Here is an 18137-nt window from a genome sequence, read left to right on the forward strand (position 1 = left end):
CTGGCTTTGCGTCGGGTGGTGTTCGGTGGTGAGGCGTTGGAGCCGGCGCGGTTGGCGGAGTGGTATGCGCGGCATGCGGACGATGCTCCTGTGCTGGTGAACATGTACGGGATCACCGAGACCACCGTCCACGTCACCCACACCGCCCTCGATGCCCGGTCCGTCGGTGATCTCTCCAATGTGATCGGCACCCGGATCCCGGACCTGCGGACGTATGTGCTCGACCGATGGCTGCGTCCCGTACCGGCCGGTGTGGTGGGGGAGTTGTACGTCTCCGGCGCGGGGCTCGCCCGTGGGTATCTCAACCGGCCGGGCCTGTCGGCCTCCCGTTTCGTCGCCGATCCCCACGGTCCGCGCGGCGCGCGTATGTACCGGACCGGCGATCTGGTGCGATGGCGTGCCGGGCGGGACGGCAGCACGCTGGAGTACGCGGGACGCGCCGACGACCAGGTCAAGGTGCGTGGGTTCCGGATCGAACTCGGGGAGATCGAGGCCGCGTTGGCGGTTCGTCCGGAGGTCGGCGATGTCGCCGTCGTCGCCCGACAGGACCGTGCCGACGACACACGTCTCGTCGCCTATGTGGTCCCGAACGGCGACGGGGAGGTTCGCGCGGACGCTCTGCGGGGGCATCTGCGCGACCGGTTGCCGGAGTTCATGGTGCCGGCGGCCTTCGTCACGTTGGAAGCGCTGCCGTTGACCGTCAACGGCAAACTGGACCGGAAGGCCCTGCCCGAGCCGGAGTTCACTCCGGCGGCGGCCGGACGAGCGCCGCGTACCCCGCAGGAGCAGGTGCTCGCCGAGCTGTTCGCGGAGGTGCTCGGTGTCGAACGCGTCGGCTTGGACGACGACTTCTTCGGCCTGGGCGGCCACTCCCTGCTCGCCACTCGTCTCGTCGCCCGTGTCCGTTCGGCTCTCGGCGCCGAACTCGAACTGCGCGCGCTGTTCGAGACGCCGACCGTGGCGGGGCTGGCGGATGGGCTGAGCGATGCCGGGGCGGCGCGGCCCGTGCTGGCGCCGGTCAGGAGGCCGGAGCGGCTGCCGCTGTCGCACGCGCAACGCCGCCTCTGGTTCCTGCATCAACTGGACCGGAGCAGCGCCGCCTACAACATTCCGCTCGCCTGGCGACTGGACGGTCCCCTCGACCGCGACGCGCTCACCGAGGCACTCGCCGACGTCGTGGCCCGGCACGAGGTTCTGCGCACCCTCTATCCGCAGTCCGCGGACGGAGTGCCCCATCAGCTCGTCCTGGACGCCGAACAGGCCCGCCCCGGTCTGCCCGTCACCGACGCGGACGAGCGTGGCCAGGCCATCGAGACCGATACGGGCGATACGGGCGACGAGAGCGACATGAGCGGTGCGAGCGGCGCGAGCGAACTGGCGGTCCTGCTCGACCGTGCAGTGCGCCGCCCCTTCGACCTCGCCGCGGAAACGCCGTTGCGCGCCGACCTGTTCAGCACCGGAGTCGACCGGCATGTGCTCCTCGTCGTCGTGCACCACATCGCGGGCGACGGCTGGTCGCTCGGGCCGTTGTCGAGGGATCTGGCGACCGCCTACGCGGCTCGCCACGCCGGGCAGGAGCCCAACTGGTCGCCGCTGCCGGTGCAGTACGCCGACTACACCCTCTGGCAGCGTGAGCTGCTCGGTGAACCGGACGACCCCGAGAGCCTGTTCGCCCGCCAGGCCGCCCATTGGACGAGCGTGCTGAACGCGCTTCCCGAGCAGATCCGGCTGCCCACCGACCGGCCCCGTCCGGCGACCCCGTCCTTCCACGGTCGCCGGCTGCCCGTCGCCCTCGACGCCGACCTGCACGCCGGCCTCCTCGGTCTGGCCCGGCAGCACGGGGCCAGCCTGTTCATGGTGCTCCAGGCCGGACTCGCCGCCCTGCTCCAGAAGTTGGGCGCCGGGGACGACATCCCCGTCGGCAGCCTCATCGCCGGCCGGACCGACGAGTCCCTGGACGATCTCGTCGGGTTCTTCGTCAACACGCTCGTACTGCGGACGGACACGTCCGGAGACCCGAGTTTCACCGAACTCCTCGGTCGCGTACGGGAGTCCGCCCTCGGGGCCTATGCCCACCAGGAGTTGCCGTTCGAGCACCTGGTCGAGGCGCTGAACCCGGCCCGGTCGCTGTCCCACCAGCCGCTGTTCCAGGTGCTGCTCGCGCTGCAGAACGTTCCGGGGGGCGACTTCGATCTGCCGGGCGTGCGCGCGGAGATCCTGCCGGTGCATCACGCCACGGCCATGTTCGACCTGTCCTTCCACCTGAGGGAGGGCGGCACCGGCCACCTGAGGGAAGGCGGCACCGGGGAAACGGGGGGCATCCACGGTTACATCGAGTACGCCACCGATCTGTTCGACGACGCCACCGTCGAGCTGCTTCTGGCCCGCTGGACGCTACTGCTGCGCGAGGCGGTCGCCCACCCGGACCGGCCGATCGGCAGCCTCGGCATCCTCCTGGACGACGAACGGGCCCGGCTCCTCGCGACGGCGGACGGGCCGACGGCGGCCACCGGCAGCCTCCCCGAGCTGCTGCGGGCACAGGTACAGGCCACTCCGGACGTGCCCGCGGTCGTTCTCGAAGACACGGTCCTGACGTACGGCGAGCTCAACGCCCGGGCCAACCGGCTCGCGCACGCGCTCATCGGCCGGGGGATCGCCCCCGAGTCGGTCGTGGCGATCGTGTTGCCCCGCTCGACCGAGCTGGTCGTCGCGATCCTGGCGGTCCTCAAGACCGGCGCCGCCTATCTGCCCATCGACCCCGAGTATCCGGCCGCCCGCCGTGCGTTCATGCTGGAGGACACTCGTCCGGCCCTGGTGATCGACGACCTCGCCTTCGTCGGCGCCGACCTCGAAACCGCTTCCGGCCCCCACGCAAGCCCCGACGCCGGCCACGAAACCGACCCCGACGTCGCGATCGACGGGCGTCATCCTGCCTACGTCGTCTACACCTCCGGCTCCACCGGCCGTCCCAAGGCCGTCGTCATGCCGTCGGCCGCGCTCGTCAATCTGCTGCGCTGGCATCACGGCAGTGTCGGCGGCGGCCCTGGCACGCGTACCGCGCAGTTCACCGCGGTGAGCTTCGACGTATCCGTGCAGGAAACGCTCTCCGCGCTGCTGTACGGCAAGACGCTCGTGATCCCCACCGAGGAGCAGCGGCGCAGCGCCGAGCTGCTCACCGCCTGGCTGGAGGCGCATCGCGTCGAGGAGCTGTTCGCGCCGGCCCTGGTGCTGGAGGCGGTCGCGCATGCGGCCGAGGAACACGGCCGGGACCTGCCGTGTCTACGGACGATCGCCCAGGCCGGCGAGGCGATGCGGCTCGGCGACGCGCTGCGTCGTTTCCACTCCCGTCGCCCGGACCGGCGCCTGTACAACCACTACGGCCCCGCGGAAACGCACGTCGTCACCGCTTACGCTCTGCCCGCCGATCTCGACGAGTGTCCGTTGCCCGTGCCCATCGGCCGACCCGTCGACCACACCCGCGCGTATGTCCTCGACGCCACGCTGCGCCCCGTGCCGCCCGGTGTGCCCGGCGAGCTGTACCTGGCGGGGGCCTGCCTCGCCCGCGGGTATCTGAACCGGCCCGCCCCGACGGCCGAGCGCTTCGTCGCCGACCCCTACGGGCCGCCCGGCGTCCGCATGTACCGCACCGGCGACCTCGCACGATGGCGCGGGGACGGCGAGCTGGAGTTCCTCGGCCGCGCCGACCACCAGGTGAAGGTACGCGGTTTCCGCGTCGAACCCGGCGAGGTCGAGGCCGCGCTCACCGGCCACCCGACGGTGGCGCAGGCCGCCGTCGTCCCCCGCGAGGACCGGCTCGTCGCCTACGTGGTCCCGGCCGTCGGCGCGCGTGCCGTACCCGTAGTACTCCAGGACCACCTGCGCGACCGCCTCCCCGACTACATGATCCCGTCACGCGTGGTCACCCTGGAGACTCTCCCGCTCACGCCCAACGGCAAACTCGACCGTGCCGCCCTGCCCGCTCCCGCCCCGGACACCCGGGGGAGCCGCGCACCGGGCACTCCTCGCGAGCAGATCCTCTGCGACCTGTTCGCCGAGGTGCTGGGGCTCGAACGCGGCGGCCTCGACGACGACTTCTTCGACCTGGGCGGCCACTCCCTGCTCGCGACCCGGCTCATGTCCCGCGTCCGCGCCGCCCTCGGCGTCGAGCTGCCGCTGCGCCACCTCTTCGAGGCCCCGACCCCGGCCGGCCTCGCCGCCCGCCTCGACGGGGCGGCCGAGGCCCGCCCGGCCCTGGCCCCGGCCGTGCGGACCGAGCGGTTTGCGCTTCCGCTGTCGTTCGCGCAGCGCCGCCTGTGGTTCCTGCACCGGCTGGAAGGCGCGGGCGCCACGTACCACATGCCGCTCGCGCTGCGGCTGCGCGGCCCGCTCGACCGGACCGCCCTCAGCGAGGCGCTCGCGGACGTCGTGGCCCGGCACGAGACCCTCCGCACGGTGTTCCCGCACATCGACGGCGTCCCGCAGCAGCGGATCCTGCCCGCGGCCGACGCACCCGTCCCGCTGACGGTCACCACGTCGAACGAGGCGGACCTGCCCGGGCAGTTGACCGCGGCCGCGCGCCAGGACTTCGACCTGGCATCCGAACCGCCCCTGCGCGCCCACCTGTTCGCACTCGCGCAAACCCCGGGCAAGGCGCACACGGAAGGGCAGGACGAACACGTCCTCCTCCTCGCCCTGCACCACATCGCCGCCGACGGCTGGTCCCTGCGCCCGCTCTCCACGGACCTGGCGGCCGCCTACGCGGCCCGCCGCGCCGGAGATGAGCCCAACTGGACGCCGCTGCCGGTGCAGTACGCGGACTACACGCTCTGGCAGCGCGAGCTGCTGGGCGACGAGTCCGACCCGGACAGCGTCTACGCACGCCAACTCGCCTACTGGACAGACACGCTCACCGGCCTCCCCGACCGCCTTCGGATCCCCACCGACCGGCCGCGCCCCGCCGGCGCCACCCACCGCGGCGGCCTGCTCGCCACCGGCATCGACGCCGACCTGCACGGAGCGCTGGCCGCCCTCGCCCGCCGTAACGGCGCCAGCCTGTTCATGGTGCTCCAGGCCGGTCTCGCCGCCCTCTACACCCGTCTCGGCGCGGGCACCGACATCCCCGTCGGCAGTCCCTTCGCCGGCCGCACCGATCAGTCGCTGGACGAGCTCGTCGGGTTCTTCGTCAACACGCTCGTACTGCGCACGGACACGTCCGGCGACCCGACCTTCACCGAACTCCTCGGCCGCGTACGGGAGAACGCCCTCGCCGCCTACGCCCACCAGGACGTTCCCTTCGAGCACCTGGTCGAGGCTCTGAACCCGGCACGCTCCCTCTCCCACCACCCGCTGTTCCAGACGCTGCTGGCCGTCCAGAACGTCCCCGACGGCGCCTTCCTCCTCGACGGCCTGGAGACCTCGCCCCAGCCCCTGCGCACCGGCGCCGCCCGGCTCGACCTGGCCTTCGCCCTCACCGAGCGCCGACGCAAGGACGGCACGCCCGACGGGCTCGACGCCCTCGTCGAGTACAGCGCCGACCTGTTCGACGAGGACAGCGTCCGCACCCTCTTCCAGCGGTGGGCACGGCTCCTGACCGCCGCCGTCGCCGCACCGGACCGCCCGATCGGCCGCCTCGACGTCCTCGACGCAGCCGAACGGCACACCCTCCTGCACGATCACGACGCCACCGAGGTCCCGGAAGCCACGTTCCCCGAGCTGTTCCGCGCGCAGGCGGCCCGTCGGCCGGATGCGGTCGCGGTCGCGGCTGTGTCCGGTGGGATGCAGGGTGACGGCGACATCGAGCTGACGTTCGCAGAACTCGACGCGCGCGCCAATCGGTTCGCGCATGCTCTCGTCGGGCGGGGGGTGGGTGCGGAGGACGTCGTCGCTCTCGTGCTGCCGCGTTCCGTGGATCTCGTGGTGGCGGTCCTGGGGACGATGAAGGCGGGGGCGGCGTATCTGCCCGTCGACCCCGAATATCCCGAGGCGCGCATCGCGCACATGCTGGAGGACGCCCAACCGGCCTTGGTCGTCGATGACTTGGGCTTCGCCGCCGACTGCCCGGAGTCCGATCCGGGGATCCCGGTGGACGTACGGCATCCCGCCTACGTCATCTACACGTCCGGTTCGACGGGCCGTCCCAAGGGTGTCGTCGTCACGCACGGTGGCGTGGCCAGCCTGGTCGCGGCTCAGGTGGAGCGGCTCGGCCTCGACGAGTCCGGTCGTGTCCTCCAGCTCAGCTCGCCGAGCTTCGACGCCTCCTTCTGGGACCTGTGCGCAGCGCTGCTCACCGGAGCCCGTCTGGTCCTGGCGCCGACCGACGCGCCTCTGTCGGGCCTGACCGCCGACGTCACCCATGTGACGTTGCCGCCGTCGGTGTTGGCGGCGGTCGAGGAGTTGTCGGTGTCGACGTTGGTGGTGGCGGGGGAGGCGTGTGCGCCGGAGTTGGTGGCGCGGTGGGCCGGTGGGCGGCGGATGATCAATGCGTACGGTCCGACGGAGACGACGGTGTGCGCGACGATGAGTGCGCCGCTCGCGGTGTCGGGCGGTGTGCCGCCGATCGGGCGGGCGATCGCCAACGCCCGTGTGTATGTGCTCGATTCGGGGCTGCAGCCGGTTCCGCCCGGTGTGCCGGGTGAGTTGTATGTGGCCGGCGCCGGTCTGGCCCGGGGCTATCTGCGGCGGCCTGGTCTGTCTGCCTGTCGTTTCCTGGCCGATCCGTTCGGCGCGCCCGGGACGCGCATGTATCGCACGGGTGATGTGGTGCGATGGCGGGCGGACGGTGAGCTGGAGTTCGTCGGGCGGGCCGATGAGCAGGTCAAGGTACGCGGTTTCCGTATCGAACCCGGTGAGATCGAGACCGTGCTCGCCGCTCACCCGGCCGTCGGACGTGCCGTCGTAACCGTTTGCGACGAGCGGCTGGTCGGCTATGTCGTGCCCGAGCGCAGCGCCGCCGCCCCTCAATCGGGAGCACTCCTCGCCTTTCTGCGGGACCGGCTGCCCGAGCACCTGGTCCCGAGTGCGGTCGTCCTGCTGGAAGCGCTGCCGCTGACCCCCAACGGCAAGCTCGACAAGGCGGCCCTGCCCACTCCGGGATTCGCGTCCGAGACCCACGGGCGGGCGCCGCGCACACCGCGGGAGCAACTGCTGGCCGGGCTGTTCGGCGAGCTGCTGGGCGTCGAACGCGTCGGCCTCGACGACAGCTTCTTCGACCTGGGCGGACACTCCCTGCTCGCCACCCGCCTCGTCTCGCGCGTCCGGGCCGTGCTGGGAACCGAACTCGCCCTGCGCACCCTGTTCGAGACGCCGACCGTGTCCGGGCTCGCCGCGGCGCTCGACGTCGCCGGCCGGGCCAGGCCCGCGCTGACGCCCGGCGACCGGCCCGAGCGCACGCCCCTGTCGTTCGCTCAGCGTCGCCTGTGGTTCCTCCAGCAGATGGAGGGCGCCGGCGCCGGCTACAACATCCCCCTCGCCCTGCGGCTGTCCGGCAGGCTCGACGAGCGGGCGCTGACCGAGGCGCTCGCGGACCTCGTCGCCCGGCACGAGACCCTGCGCACCGTCTTCCCCGAGGCGCACGGCACCCCGTACCAGAAGGTGCTGGACGCCGACACCGCCCGCCCACGGCTGCGCGTGACGCCCACGGACGAGTCCCGGCTGCCGGAGGCGCTCGCCGAAGCGGCCCGCCACTCCTTCGACCTGGCCACCGAAGTCCCGCTGCAGGCCCACCTGTTCGCGCTCGAGGGCGACGAGCACGTCCTGCTGCTCGTCATGCATCACATCGCCGGCGACGGATGGTCCACCGGACCGCTCTCCCGCGATCTCGCCGAGGCGTACGCGGCCCGGAGCACGGGGCACAAGCCCGAGTGGGCGCCGCTGCCCGCCCAGTACGCCGACTACACCCTCTGGCAACGCGAGCTGCTCGGCGACCCGCTCGCCCCCGACAGCGTCTTCTCGACCCAACTCGCCTACTGGAGAGAGCGGTTGGCCGACCTTCCGGAGCAACTCCGGCTGCCCGCCGACCGGTCCCGACCGGCGGTCGCCTCCTACCGGGGCGAGCATCTGCCGGTCGGGTTGGACGCCGAGCTGCACGCCGGACTGGCCCGGCTCGCGCGTCGCTCGGGTGCGAGCATGTTCATGGTGCTGCGGGCCGCCCTCGCAGCCCTGTTCACCCGTCTCGGCGCGGGCGCCGACATCGCCGTCGGCAGTCCCATCGCCGGGCGCACCGACGAGGCCCTCGACGACGTCGTCGGCTTCTTCGTCAACTCGCTCGTACTGCGCACCGACACCTCCGGCGATCCCTCGTTCGAGGAGCTGGTCCGCCGTGTCCGGGAGAACGCGCTGGGCGCCTACGCCCACCAGGACCTGCCGTTCGAGAACCTCGTCGAAGAGCTCAACCCGGTCCGCTCCCTGTCTCAACACCCCTTGTTCCAGGTGATGTTCGCCCTCCAGAACGCACCGATGGGTGAGTTCGACCTGCCCGGTCTGCGGGTCGCCCCCGTGATCGTGCCCACCGGCACCGCCAAGTTCGACCTCGGCTTCAACCTGTACGAGACGCACGACGGCGACGGCTCCCCGGCAGGCGTCGCGGGCGCGGTCGAATACGCCACCGACCTGTACGACCGGGCCACGGTCGCGGACCTCGTGGACCGCTGGACCCGGCTGCTGCACGCCGTCGTCGCCGACCCCGCCCGTCCCGTCGGCCGCATCGACCTCCTCTCCGCTGACGAACGCCGACGACTGCTCCTCGACGCCAACGACACCGCCGTACCCGTCGACCCGGCCCCGCTGCCGACCGCCTTCGCACGGCAGGCCCGCACCACGCCCGACGCGGTGGCCCTGGCGGCGGGCGACATCGAGCTGACGTTCGCCGAACTCGACGCGCGCGCCAATCGGTTCGCGCATGCTCTCGTCGGGCGGGGGGTGGGTGCGGAGGACGTCGTCGCTCTCGTGCTGCCGCGTTCCGTGGATCTCGTCGTGGCGGTCCTGGGGACGATGAAGGCGGGCGCCGCCTACCTGCCCGTCGATCCCGAGTACCCGGCCGCCCGTCGTGCGTTCATGCTGGAGGACGCCCAACCGGCCTTGGTCGTCGATGACTTGGGCTTCGCCGCCGACTGCCCGGAGTCCGATCCGGGGATCCCGGTGGACGTACGGCATCCCGCCTATGTCATCTACACGTCCGGTTCCACCGGTCGCCCCAAGGGCGTCGTCGTCAGTCACGCGGGCATCGCGCATCTCGTGGCCGCCCAGGTGGAGCGGTTCGCCATCGACGCGACGAGCAGGGTGCTGCAGTTCGCCTCGCCCAGTTTCGACGCCTCCGTGTCCGAGCTGTACACGGCCCTGCTGACCGGGGCGACGCTGGTTCTCGCCCCGCCGAACGACCCGCTGTCGGGCCTGACCTCGGACATCACGCACGTCACGTTGCCGCCGTCGGTGTTGGCGGCGGTCGAGGAGTTGTCGGTGTCGACTCTGGTGGTGGCGGGGGAGGCGTGTGCGCCGGAGTTGGTGGCGCGGTGGGCCGGTGGGCGGCGGATGATCAATGCGTACGGTCCGACGGAGACGACGGTGTGCGCGACGATGAGTGCGCCGCTCGCGGTGTCGGGCGGTGTGCCGCCGATCGGGCGGGCGATCGCCAACGCTCGTGTGTATGTGCTCGATTCGGGGCTGCAGCCGGTTCCGCCCGGTGTGCCGGGTGAGTTGTATGTGGCCGGTGCCGGTCTGGCCCGGGGCTATCTGCGGCGGCCGGGGCTGACGGCTTCCCGTTTCCTCGCCGATCCTTTCGGTGCGCCTGGCACGCGTATGTATCGCACGGGTGATGTGGTGCGATGGCGGGCGGACGGTGAGCTGGAGTTCGTCGGGCGGGCCGATGAGCAGGTCAAGGTACGCGGTTTCCGTATCGAACCCGGTGAGATCGAGAGCGTGCTCGCCGCTCACCCGGCCGTCGGACGTGCCGTCGTAACCGTTTGCGACGAGCGGCTGGTCGGCTACGTCGTGCCCGAGCGCGGCCCCGCCGCCGTCCCTGCTCCCGTGTCCGCCGCAGCCACGACGGGCCCGGAGCGGGACCACGGCCGGGAGCAGGACCACATCGGCGGCTGGCGGGAGATCTACGACGCCCTCCCGCTCAGGACGGCACGCAGCGCCCTCGGCGAGAACTTCACCGGCTGGAACAGCAGTTACGACGGCCGGCCCATCCCCGAGACGGAGATGCGGGAGTGGCGGGACGCCACCGTGGACCGCATCCGGGAGCTGAAGCCCCGCCGGATCCTGGAGGTCGGTGTGGGCACGGGCCTGCTGCTGGCGCGGCTCGCCCCGGACTGCGAGGCCTACTGGGCCACGGACTTCTCCTCCACTGCCGTCGACGCCCTCGGTGAACACGTCGGCCGGGAACCGGAGTTGGCGGAGCGGGTCGTGCTGCGCACGCAGCCCGCGCACGACATCGGCGGATTGCCGGGCGGGTTCGACACCATCGTCGTCAACTCGGTCGTCCAGTACTTCCCCGGCGCCGACTACCTGCTCGACGTCGTCCGGAAGCTGACCTCGCTGCTCGCGCCCGGCGGCGCCCTGTTCATCGGTGACGTACGGAACCTGCGGTCGCAACGGGCACTGGCCACCGCCGTCCGGTCGCACCGGCGCGCCGCTGCGGACGCCGATGCGGGCACCGGCCCCTCGGAGGTCCGCCGGGCCGTCGAGCGGGCGCTGCGGACGGAGGAGGAGCTCCTCGTCGATCCCGATTTCTTCGCCGCGCTGCGCGGTCGGATCGACTCGATCGCCGCGGTCTCCGTCGAGGTCAAGCGCGGCCGGCACCACAACGAGCTCACGCGCCACCGCTATGACGTCACCCTGCACACCCGGCCCGCCGGGAAGTGGAACGCTTTCACGGAGACCGCCTGGGGCCGTGGCGTGTCCACGGCGGACGAGGTACGCGCCCTCGTGACGGCGGACGACCCCCCGCTCCTGTGGATCACGGGTGTGCCCAACGCCCGGGTGAGCGAGGAGGTCGCGGCGGACCGGGCGGTGCACGGGGTCGACGCCGACACGGCGCCCGGCGTCGACCCCGAGGTCTGGCACGCGCTCGCCGCCGCCACCGGACGTCGGGCGCACCTCACCTGGGCGCCCGAGTCCCCCGACGCCCTCGACGTCGTCCTCGTCGACCCGGAGCGGGCGGACGATCCGACCGCTCCGGTCGACGCGTACCGGCCGGCCCGCCCCGCCGGGGCGCTCACCAACACGCCGGCTGCCGGCCGCAGCCCCGGCTCCCTCGTCCAGGACCTGCGTGACTTCGTGCGCGCACGACTGCCCGAGCACCTCGTGCCGTCCGTGTTCGTGGTGCTCGACGAACTGCCGCTCACCGGCAGCGGAAAACTCGACCGGGCCGCCCTGCCCGACCCGGCCGCGCCGCAGAGCCGGGGAAGCCGGGAGCCGCGCACCCCGCAGGAGGAACTGCTCACCCACCTGTTCGCCGAGGTCCTCGGCGTCGGCCGGGTCGGCGTCGACGACAACTTCTTCGACCTGGGCGGACACTCGCTGCTCGGCACCCGGCTGGTCTCCCGGGTACGCGCCGCACTCGGCACCGAACTCGACGTCCGCGCCCTGTTCGAGGCACCCACGCCGGCGCTGCTCGCCGTGCGGCTCGACACCGCAGGCGAGGCCCGGACCCCGCTCACGGCCCGTGCGGTGCGGCCTGAACGGGTGCCGCTGTCCTACGCCCAGCGTCGACTGTGGTTCCTGCACCGGATGGAGGGGCCGAGCGCCGCCACCTACGTCCTGCCGCTGGCGCTGCGGCTGACCGGTCCGCTCGACCGGACGGCGTTGCGACTGGCCCTCGGTGACGTGGTCGACCGGCACGAGAGTCTGCGGACGGTGTTCCCGGAGGCCGACGGGGCGCCGCACCAACTGGTCCTGGACGTCCGCCCGGAGCTGCCGGTCGCCGAGGCCGACGAGGCGGGGCTGCCGGAGCTGCTCGCCGGGGCCGCACGGCGTGGGTTCGACCTCGCCACCGAACCGCCCCTGCGCGCCGAGCTGTTCGCCCTCGCGCCCGACGAACACGTCCTGTTGGTGGCTATCCACCACATCGCGGGGGACGGCTGGTCGATGGGCCCGTTCTCCCGGGACCTGGCGACCGCCTACGCGGCACGCCGCGAGGACGAGACGCCCGACTGGGCCGCTCTGCCGGTGCAGTACGCCGACTACGCCCTGTGGCAACGGGAGCTGCTCGGTGAGGCGTCCGACGCGGACAGTCGGCTCGCTGCCCAACTCGCCTACTGGACCGAGGCGTTGGCTGCGCTTCCGGTTCAGATTCCGTTGCCCTTCGACCGGCCCCGGCCCGCCGTCGCCTCGCAGTGCGGGGGCACGCTGCCGATCCGCATCGACGCCCGACTCCACCGCTCCTTGCGGGACTTCGCGGCCGAGCAGGGCGCCAGCGTGTTCATGGCGCTGCAGGCCGGTCTCGCCGCAACTCTGAGCCGCCTCGGCGCCGGCGCCGACATTCCCGTCGGCAGCCCGGTGGCCGGGCGTACCGACCAGGCGCTGGACGAGCTCGTCGGGTTCTTCGTCAACACCCTCGTGCTGCGCACCGACACCTCCGGCGACCCGAGCTTCACCGAGCTCCTGCGGCGGGTGCGGGAGACCGCGCTGGCCGCCTACGCCCACCAGGACGTGCCCTTCGAGCACCTCGTCGAGGTCCTCAACCCGGCCCGCACGCTCTCCCATCACCCCCTGTTCCAGGTGATGTTGGCCCTCCAGAACGCCCCCGGCGGCGGCCTCGGCGGCGACTCGGGAGGCGGGTTCCGCCTGACCGGGCTGACGACCGAGCCGGTGGGCGTGCCGACCGGCGCCGCCCGCTGCGATCTCACCCTCAGCCTCGCCGAGCGGTACGCCGACGACGGCGCCCCGCTGGGACTCACCGGCGCGGTCGAGTACGCCACCGACCTGTTCGACGCCGCCACGGTGGCCACGCTCGTCGCCCGCTGGACCCGGCTGCTGGAGGCGGCCGTGGCCCGTCCCGCAGAGCCCATCGGCGGGATCGACCTGCTGTCGCCCGAGGAACGCCACCGCCTGCTGGTGCGGCACAACGACACCGGCGCCGTCCTGCCGCCCGCCCGCTCCCTGCCCGAACTGTTCGCCGAACGGGTACGGGCCACGCCCGACGCGGTGGCCGTGGCGAGCGGCGACGACCTGCTCACGTACGCCGATCTCGACGCCCGCGCCAACCGCCTCGCCCACGCACTCGCAGGTCAGGGCGTGGGAGCCGAGACGCCCGCGGCCGTGCTCATGGAACGCTCGGCCGACCTGGTCGTGGCGATCCTGGGCATCGTCAAGGCGGGCGGCGGATACGTGCCGCTGGACCCCGGTTTCCCGCCCGCCCGGATCGACCTCGTCGTCCGGGAGACCGGTGCCGCCCTCGTCCTCACCGAGGACGTGCTCACCGCGCTGCTGGCCGCCGAGTCCCGCACCCACGCGCCTCAAGTCATGTGTCACCCCGCCCAGTTGGCGTACGTGATGTACACGTCCGGCTCCACCGGCCGGCCCAAGGGGATCGCCGTCACCCACGCCGACGTGGCCGGGCTCGCGGCCGCACCGTGCTGGGGCGCCCACGAGCGGGTGCTGATGCACGCGCCGACCGCTTTCGACGCGTCCACCTACGAACTGTGGGTGCCGCTGCTGCGCGGCGGCCGTGTCGTCGTCGCCCCGCAGGGCCGCCTCGACGTACGGGAGTTGTGCGCGACGGTGGCCGAACACGGGGTGACCGGGCTGTGGTTGACGGCCGGTCTGTTCCGGGTCGTGGCCGACGCGCAGCCCGCCGGGCTCGCCGGGGTGCGCGAGGTGTGGACCGGCGGCGACGTCGTGTCCGCGACGGCGGTCGCGCGGGTCCTGGACGCCTGCCCCGGCGTCCGGGTCGTCAACGGCTACGGCCCGACGGAGACCACCGTCTTCGCCGCCCACCACCCGATGGACGCCCCGCCCGACACCAGGCGTTCGGTGCCCCTCGGCCGCCCCATGGCCGGTATGCGGCTGTACGTCCTCGACGACCGGCTGCGGCTCGCCCCGGCCGGTGTGACGGGAGAGCTGTACATCGCCGGGACGGGCGTCGCCCGCGGCTACGCCGGCCGCCCCGCCGCCACCGCCGAACGCTTCACCGCCGACCCCTTCGGCCCGCCCGGCGCCCGTATGTACCGCTCCGGCGACCTGGCCCGGTGGCTCGACGACGGCCGCCTGGAGTTCGCCGGCCGCGCCGACGACCAGGTCAAGCTACGGGGTTTCCGCGTCGAACCCGGCGAGATCGAGGCCGAGCTCGCCCGCTGCCCCGGGATCGCCCAGGCCGCGGTCGTCGCCCGAGAGGACCGTCCCGGCGACCGGCGACTCGTCGCGTACGTCGTTGCCGGGAGCGGTTCTCGCGCTGCCGGCGAAACCGGTTGCTTCGATGCGCACGCCGTCGCCGACCGGCTCCGTCGGGAACTGCCCGCCCCTCTCGTCCCCGCCGCCTTCGTCACGCTCGACGCGCTCCCGCTGACCGCCAACGGCAAACTCGACCGGGCCGCGCTGCCCGCTCCCGAGTACGGTCCCGGCGACGACGGCGCCGGACGGGGTCCGCGGACCCCGCACGAGCAGGTGCTGTGCGATCTGTTCGCCGAGGTGCTCGGCCGGGACCGGGTCGGCATCGACGACGGCTTCTTCGACCTGGGCGGGCACTCCCTGCTCGCCGCCCGCCTCGTCGCCCGGGTCCGGGACACGCTCGGCGCCGAGGTCGGACTGCGCACCCTGTTCCGGACCCCGACCGTCGCCGGACTCGCCGAGCGTCTCGCGCTGCGCGACACCGACGACTCCCTGGACGTCGTGCTGCCCCTACGGCCCGAGGGCTCGGCCACCCCGCTGTTCTGCATTCACCCGGGCGGCGGCATCAGCTGGTGCTACAGCGGGCTGCTCAGCCACCTCGCCCCCGAACACCCCGTGTACGCGATCCAGGCCCGCAGTCTCGGCCGCGACGAACCCCGTCCGACCTCCTACGAGGAGATGGCCGCCGACTACGTCCAGCAGATCCGCAAGATCCAGCCGGAGGGCCCGTATCTGCTCCTCGGCTGGTCGGCCGGCGGGCTCATCGCGCACGCCGTCGCCACGGAACTCCAGGGGCAGGGCCGGCACACCGCCCTCCTCGCGGTCCTCGACGCCTACCCGGTCGTCGACCTCGCCTTCGACGAGACGCCCGTGCCCAGCGAGCGGGACGTCCTGGTCGGCATGCTCGACTGCGACCCGGACGAGGTGGGCGAGGACCCGCTGACCCACCAGGAGGTCGTCGAGGTGCTGCGCCGCCGAGGCAGCGCCCTGGCCGGGCTGACGGAACGGCACGTCGAGGCCGTCGTCGCCATCATGATCAACAACGCGAGCCTGGCCCTCTCCTTCCGGCCCGCCGTGTTCCACGGCGACCTGCTCCTGTTCAACTCCACCATCGACCGCGGCGAGGACTCCCCGGGCGCCGACGTCTGGCGCCCCTACGTCACCGGCGGCATCGACTCGTACGACATCACCGCCCGCCACGACCGGATGACCCGGCCGGGCTCCCTCGCGCAGCTCGGCCCGCTCCTCGCCGCCCGGATCACCGAGGTCCAGCGGGGCCTGCCCGCCCCCGACGACACCGTCCCCAAGAACCAGAACCAGATCTAGAACCAGATCCACATCCACATCTAGATCCAGAACCACATCCAGAACCAGATTCAGAACCAGGAGAGCCCTCGTGAACAACCCCTTCGAGGACCAGGACGCCACCTACCTCGTGCTCGTCAACGACGAGGCGCAGTACTCGCTGTGGCCCGCCTTCGCCGACGTCCCCGACGGATGGAGCGTCGCCCATCCCGAGGACAGTCGCGCGGCGTGTCTGGAGTACGTCGAGGCGACCTGGACCGACATGCGTCCCAAGAGCCTCGTCGAGGCGATGGACGCCACGTCGTGAGCGGCGTCGCCGTCACCGCCGACGTGGGGGACTTCGCGGCGGTCATGCAGTCGGACGCGTTCCGCCGCGACCCCTATCCGACCTACGCCCGGATGCGCGCCGAGTGCCCGGTGTACCGCGCGCCGCAGGGCGTCTGGTACGTCACCCGGCACGCGGACGTCGAACAGGCCCTCGGCGACCTGCGGTTGTCGAACGACCGCGAGCGCATGACCGGCGCGCTGGTCGCCCGCGACGGCCGGATGCGCGACCTGAGCCGGCTCGCCGCGCGGCTCGGACGGGTCATGAGCAACACCGACCCGCCGGACCACGCGCGGCTGCGGGGCCTCGTCAACAAGGCGTTCACCGCGCGCCGGGTCGAGGAACTGCGGGGCAGGGTCCAGGAGGTCGTGGACGGGCTCGTCGACGACGCCGTCGCCACCCGCCGCGGCGCCGGCGCCGACGGGTCCGTCGATCTGCTCGCCGCCGTCGCCTCGCCGTTGCCGCACACCGTGGTCTGCGAGCTGTTCGGCATCCCCGACGGCGACCGGGACCGCGTCAAGGAGTGGTTCCGCGGGCTCGGCCGGATCCACGAGGACATCGACCGCGCCGAGCGGGTCGTCGACGAGTTCGAGGCGTACCTGAGCGGGCTCGCCGAGAAGCGGCGCGCCGACCCCGGCGACGATCTGATCAGCGCCCTGGTCACGGCCCAGGCGCGCGGCGACCGGCTCACCGACCACGAGCTGCTGTCGACGTGCTTCCTGCTCATCACCGCGGGCGACGAGACGACGACGAACCTCATCGGCAACGGCGTCCTCGCGCTGCTGCGCCACCCGGACCAGCTGGCCCGGCTGCGCGCCGAACCGGCGCTGATCCGGACGGCCGTCGACGAGATCGTCCGTTACGACACCCCCAGCCAGGCCATCGTCCGGGTGGCCGCCGAGGACGTGCCGCTCGGCGGGTGCACCCTGCCCGCCGGCGACCTCGTCTTTCTGCTGCTCGCCTCGGCGGGCCGCGATCCCGACCGCCACGAGGACCCCGACCGGCTCGACTTGGGCCGTCCCGCCCACCGGCACCTCGGCTTCGGGCACGGGCCGCACTTCTGTCTGGGCGCGCCCCTGGCCCGGCTGGAGGCCGAGCTGGCCATCGGCACGCTGGTGCGCCGACTGCCCGACCTGCGCCTCGCCGTCGCACCGGAGGAACTCCAGTGGCGTCCCAACCCGCTGCAACGCCGTCTCACGGCGCTGCCGGTCACGTACACATCCGTCCGAGAGAGGAAGTGACCCGCATGGCCCGCGAGTTCCGGGTGCGCCGCGAGCAGGTGCTGCCCGCGACACCCGAGCAGGTGTGGAACGCGGTCGCCACCGGCGAGGGCAACCTCGGCTGGCTGTACCCGATGGACGTCGAGCCGCGAGTCGGCGGTGCGGTGTCGCGGGGGCAGGCCACCGTCGTCGAGTGGGAGCCGCCCCGCAGGTTCGCCTGCCGGACCGCCGACCAGGGCGGCTTCAGCAACACCCTGGACTACGCCGTCGAGGCGCACGGCGACTCGGCCGCCCGGTTGTCGATGGGCGTCCACTGGGTCCACACCGGCGCCGTCGACGACGGCTGGGACACCCGTGCCGACGCCGCCGAGAAGCACATCGACTTCTACCAGCACAGCCTCGCCGAGTATCTGCGGCACTTCGCCGGCCGCCGCGCCGCCTACGTCACGGCCACCCGCCCCGACCCGGCGGTCCCCGGGGCCCTCGGCGCCGTCCGCGACCGGCTCGGGCTGTCCGGCACGGCGGGCGCGGGCGACACCGTGAAGGTGACCCTGCCGGCCCGGCCCGGCGCCCCCGTCGAAGCGGTCGTCGACTTCCTGGACGCCGACTTCCTCGGTCTGCGCACCGCCGACGCCCTGTACCGCTTCTACGACGGAAGCGCCTGGAACTGGCCGGTGTGGCTCGGCCACCACCTGTTCGCACCCGATGCCGACGCCGGCGTCGAGAGCGTCACGCGCGCGTGGGACACCTGGCTGGCGGAGGTGGCCCCCTGATGGAGACCCCTCTCTACTCGGCCGAACTCGTCGAGGAGGACGGCGTGTACAAGCTCGTCGTCACCGATCTGCGCCGGGACACCGTGCAGACCGCCCAGGTCCCGAAACGGGCCGTGGACAAGCTCCCGTACTTCCTGTCGATGCTCGACTCCCGCCGGTTCGGCGCGTTTCGCTGACTCCGCCGCCCCC

At 72.8% G+C, this 18137-nt stretch carries 5 protein-coding genes; all 5 read left to right on the plus strand.

Annotated elements, in window-relative coordinates:
• Window positions 1-18 precede the first annotated feature (18 nt).
• The 5 genes from ABZ725_RS18905 to ABZ725_RS18925 all read left to right on the plus strand — a co-directional run bounded on the left by ABZ725_RS18905 (window position 19) and on the right by ABZ725_RS18925 (window position 18124).
• On the plus strand, window positions 19-15651 hold the full coding sequence (locus tag ABZ725_RS18905) for an amino acid adenylation domain-containing protein (RefSeq protein ID WP_358803768.1): 15633 nt from the start codon (window positions 19-21) through the stop codon (window positions 15649-15651).
• A 70-nt stretch (window positions 15652-15721) separates the two neighbouring features.
• Window positions 15722-15937, plus strand: a complete 216-nt coding sequence (locus tag ABZ725_RS18910; RefSeq protein WP_358803769.1) for an MbtH family protein — start codon at window positions 15722-15724, stop codon at window positions 15935-15937.
• Complete coding sequence (locus tag ABZ725_RS18915) at window positions 15934-17196, plus strand: cytochrome P450 (RefSeq protein ID WP_358803770.1); 1263 nt, start codon at window positions 15934-15936, stop codon at window positions 17194-17196. The genes ABZ725_RS18910 and ABZ725_RS18915 overlap by 4 nt, the downstream gene beginning before the upstream one ends.
• Window positions 17197-17201: 5 nt before the next feature.
• The gene (locus ABZ725_RS18920) at window positions 17202-17948 is read left to right on the plus strand and encodes an SRPBCC domain-containing protein (protein ID WP_358803771.1); all 747 of its coding nucleotides are present in this window, start codon (window positions 17202-17204) and stop codon (window positions 17946-17948) included.
• On the plus strand, window positions 17948-18124 hold the full coding sequence (locus ABZ725_RS18925) for a hypothetical protein (RefSeq protein ID WP_351920528.1): 177 nt from the start codon (window positions 17948-17950) through the stop codon (window positions 18122-18124). The genes ABZ725_RS18920 and ABZ725_RS18925 overlap by 1 nt, the downstream gene beginning before the upstream one ends.
• The last annotated feature ends 13 nt before the right edge of the window (window positions 18125-18137 follow it).

The sequence above is a fragment of the Streptomyces sp. NPDC006872 genome, from assembly GCF_040635845.1.
Lineage (GTDB): Bacteria > Actinomycetota > Actinomycetes > Streptomycetales > Streptomycetaceae > Streptomyces.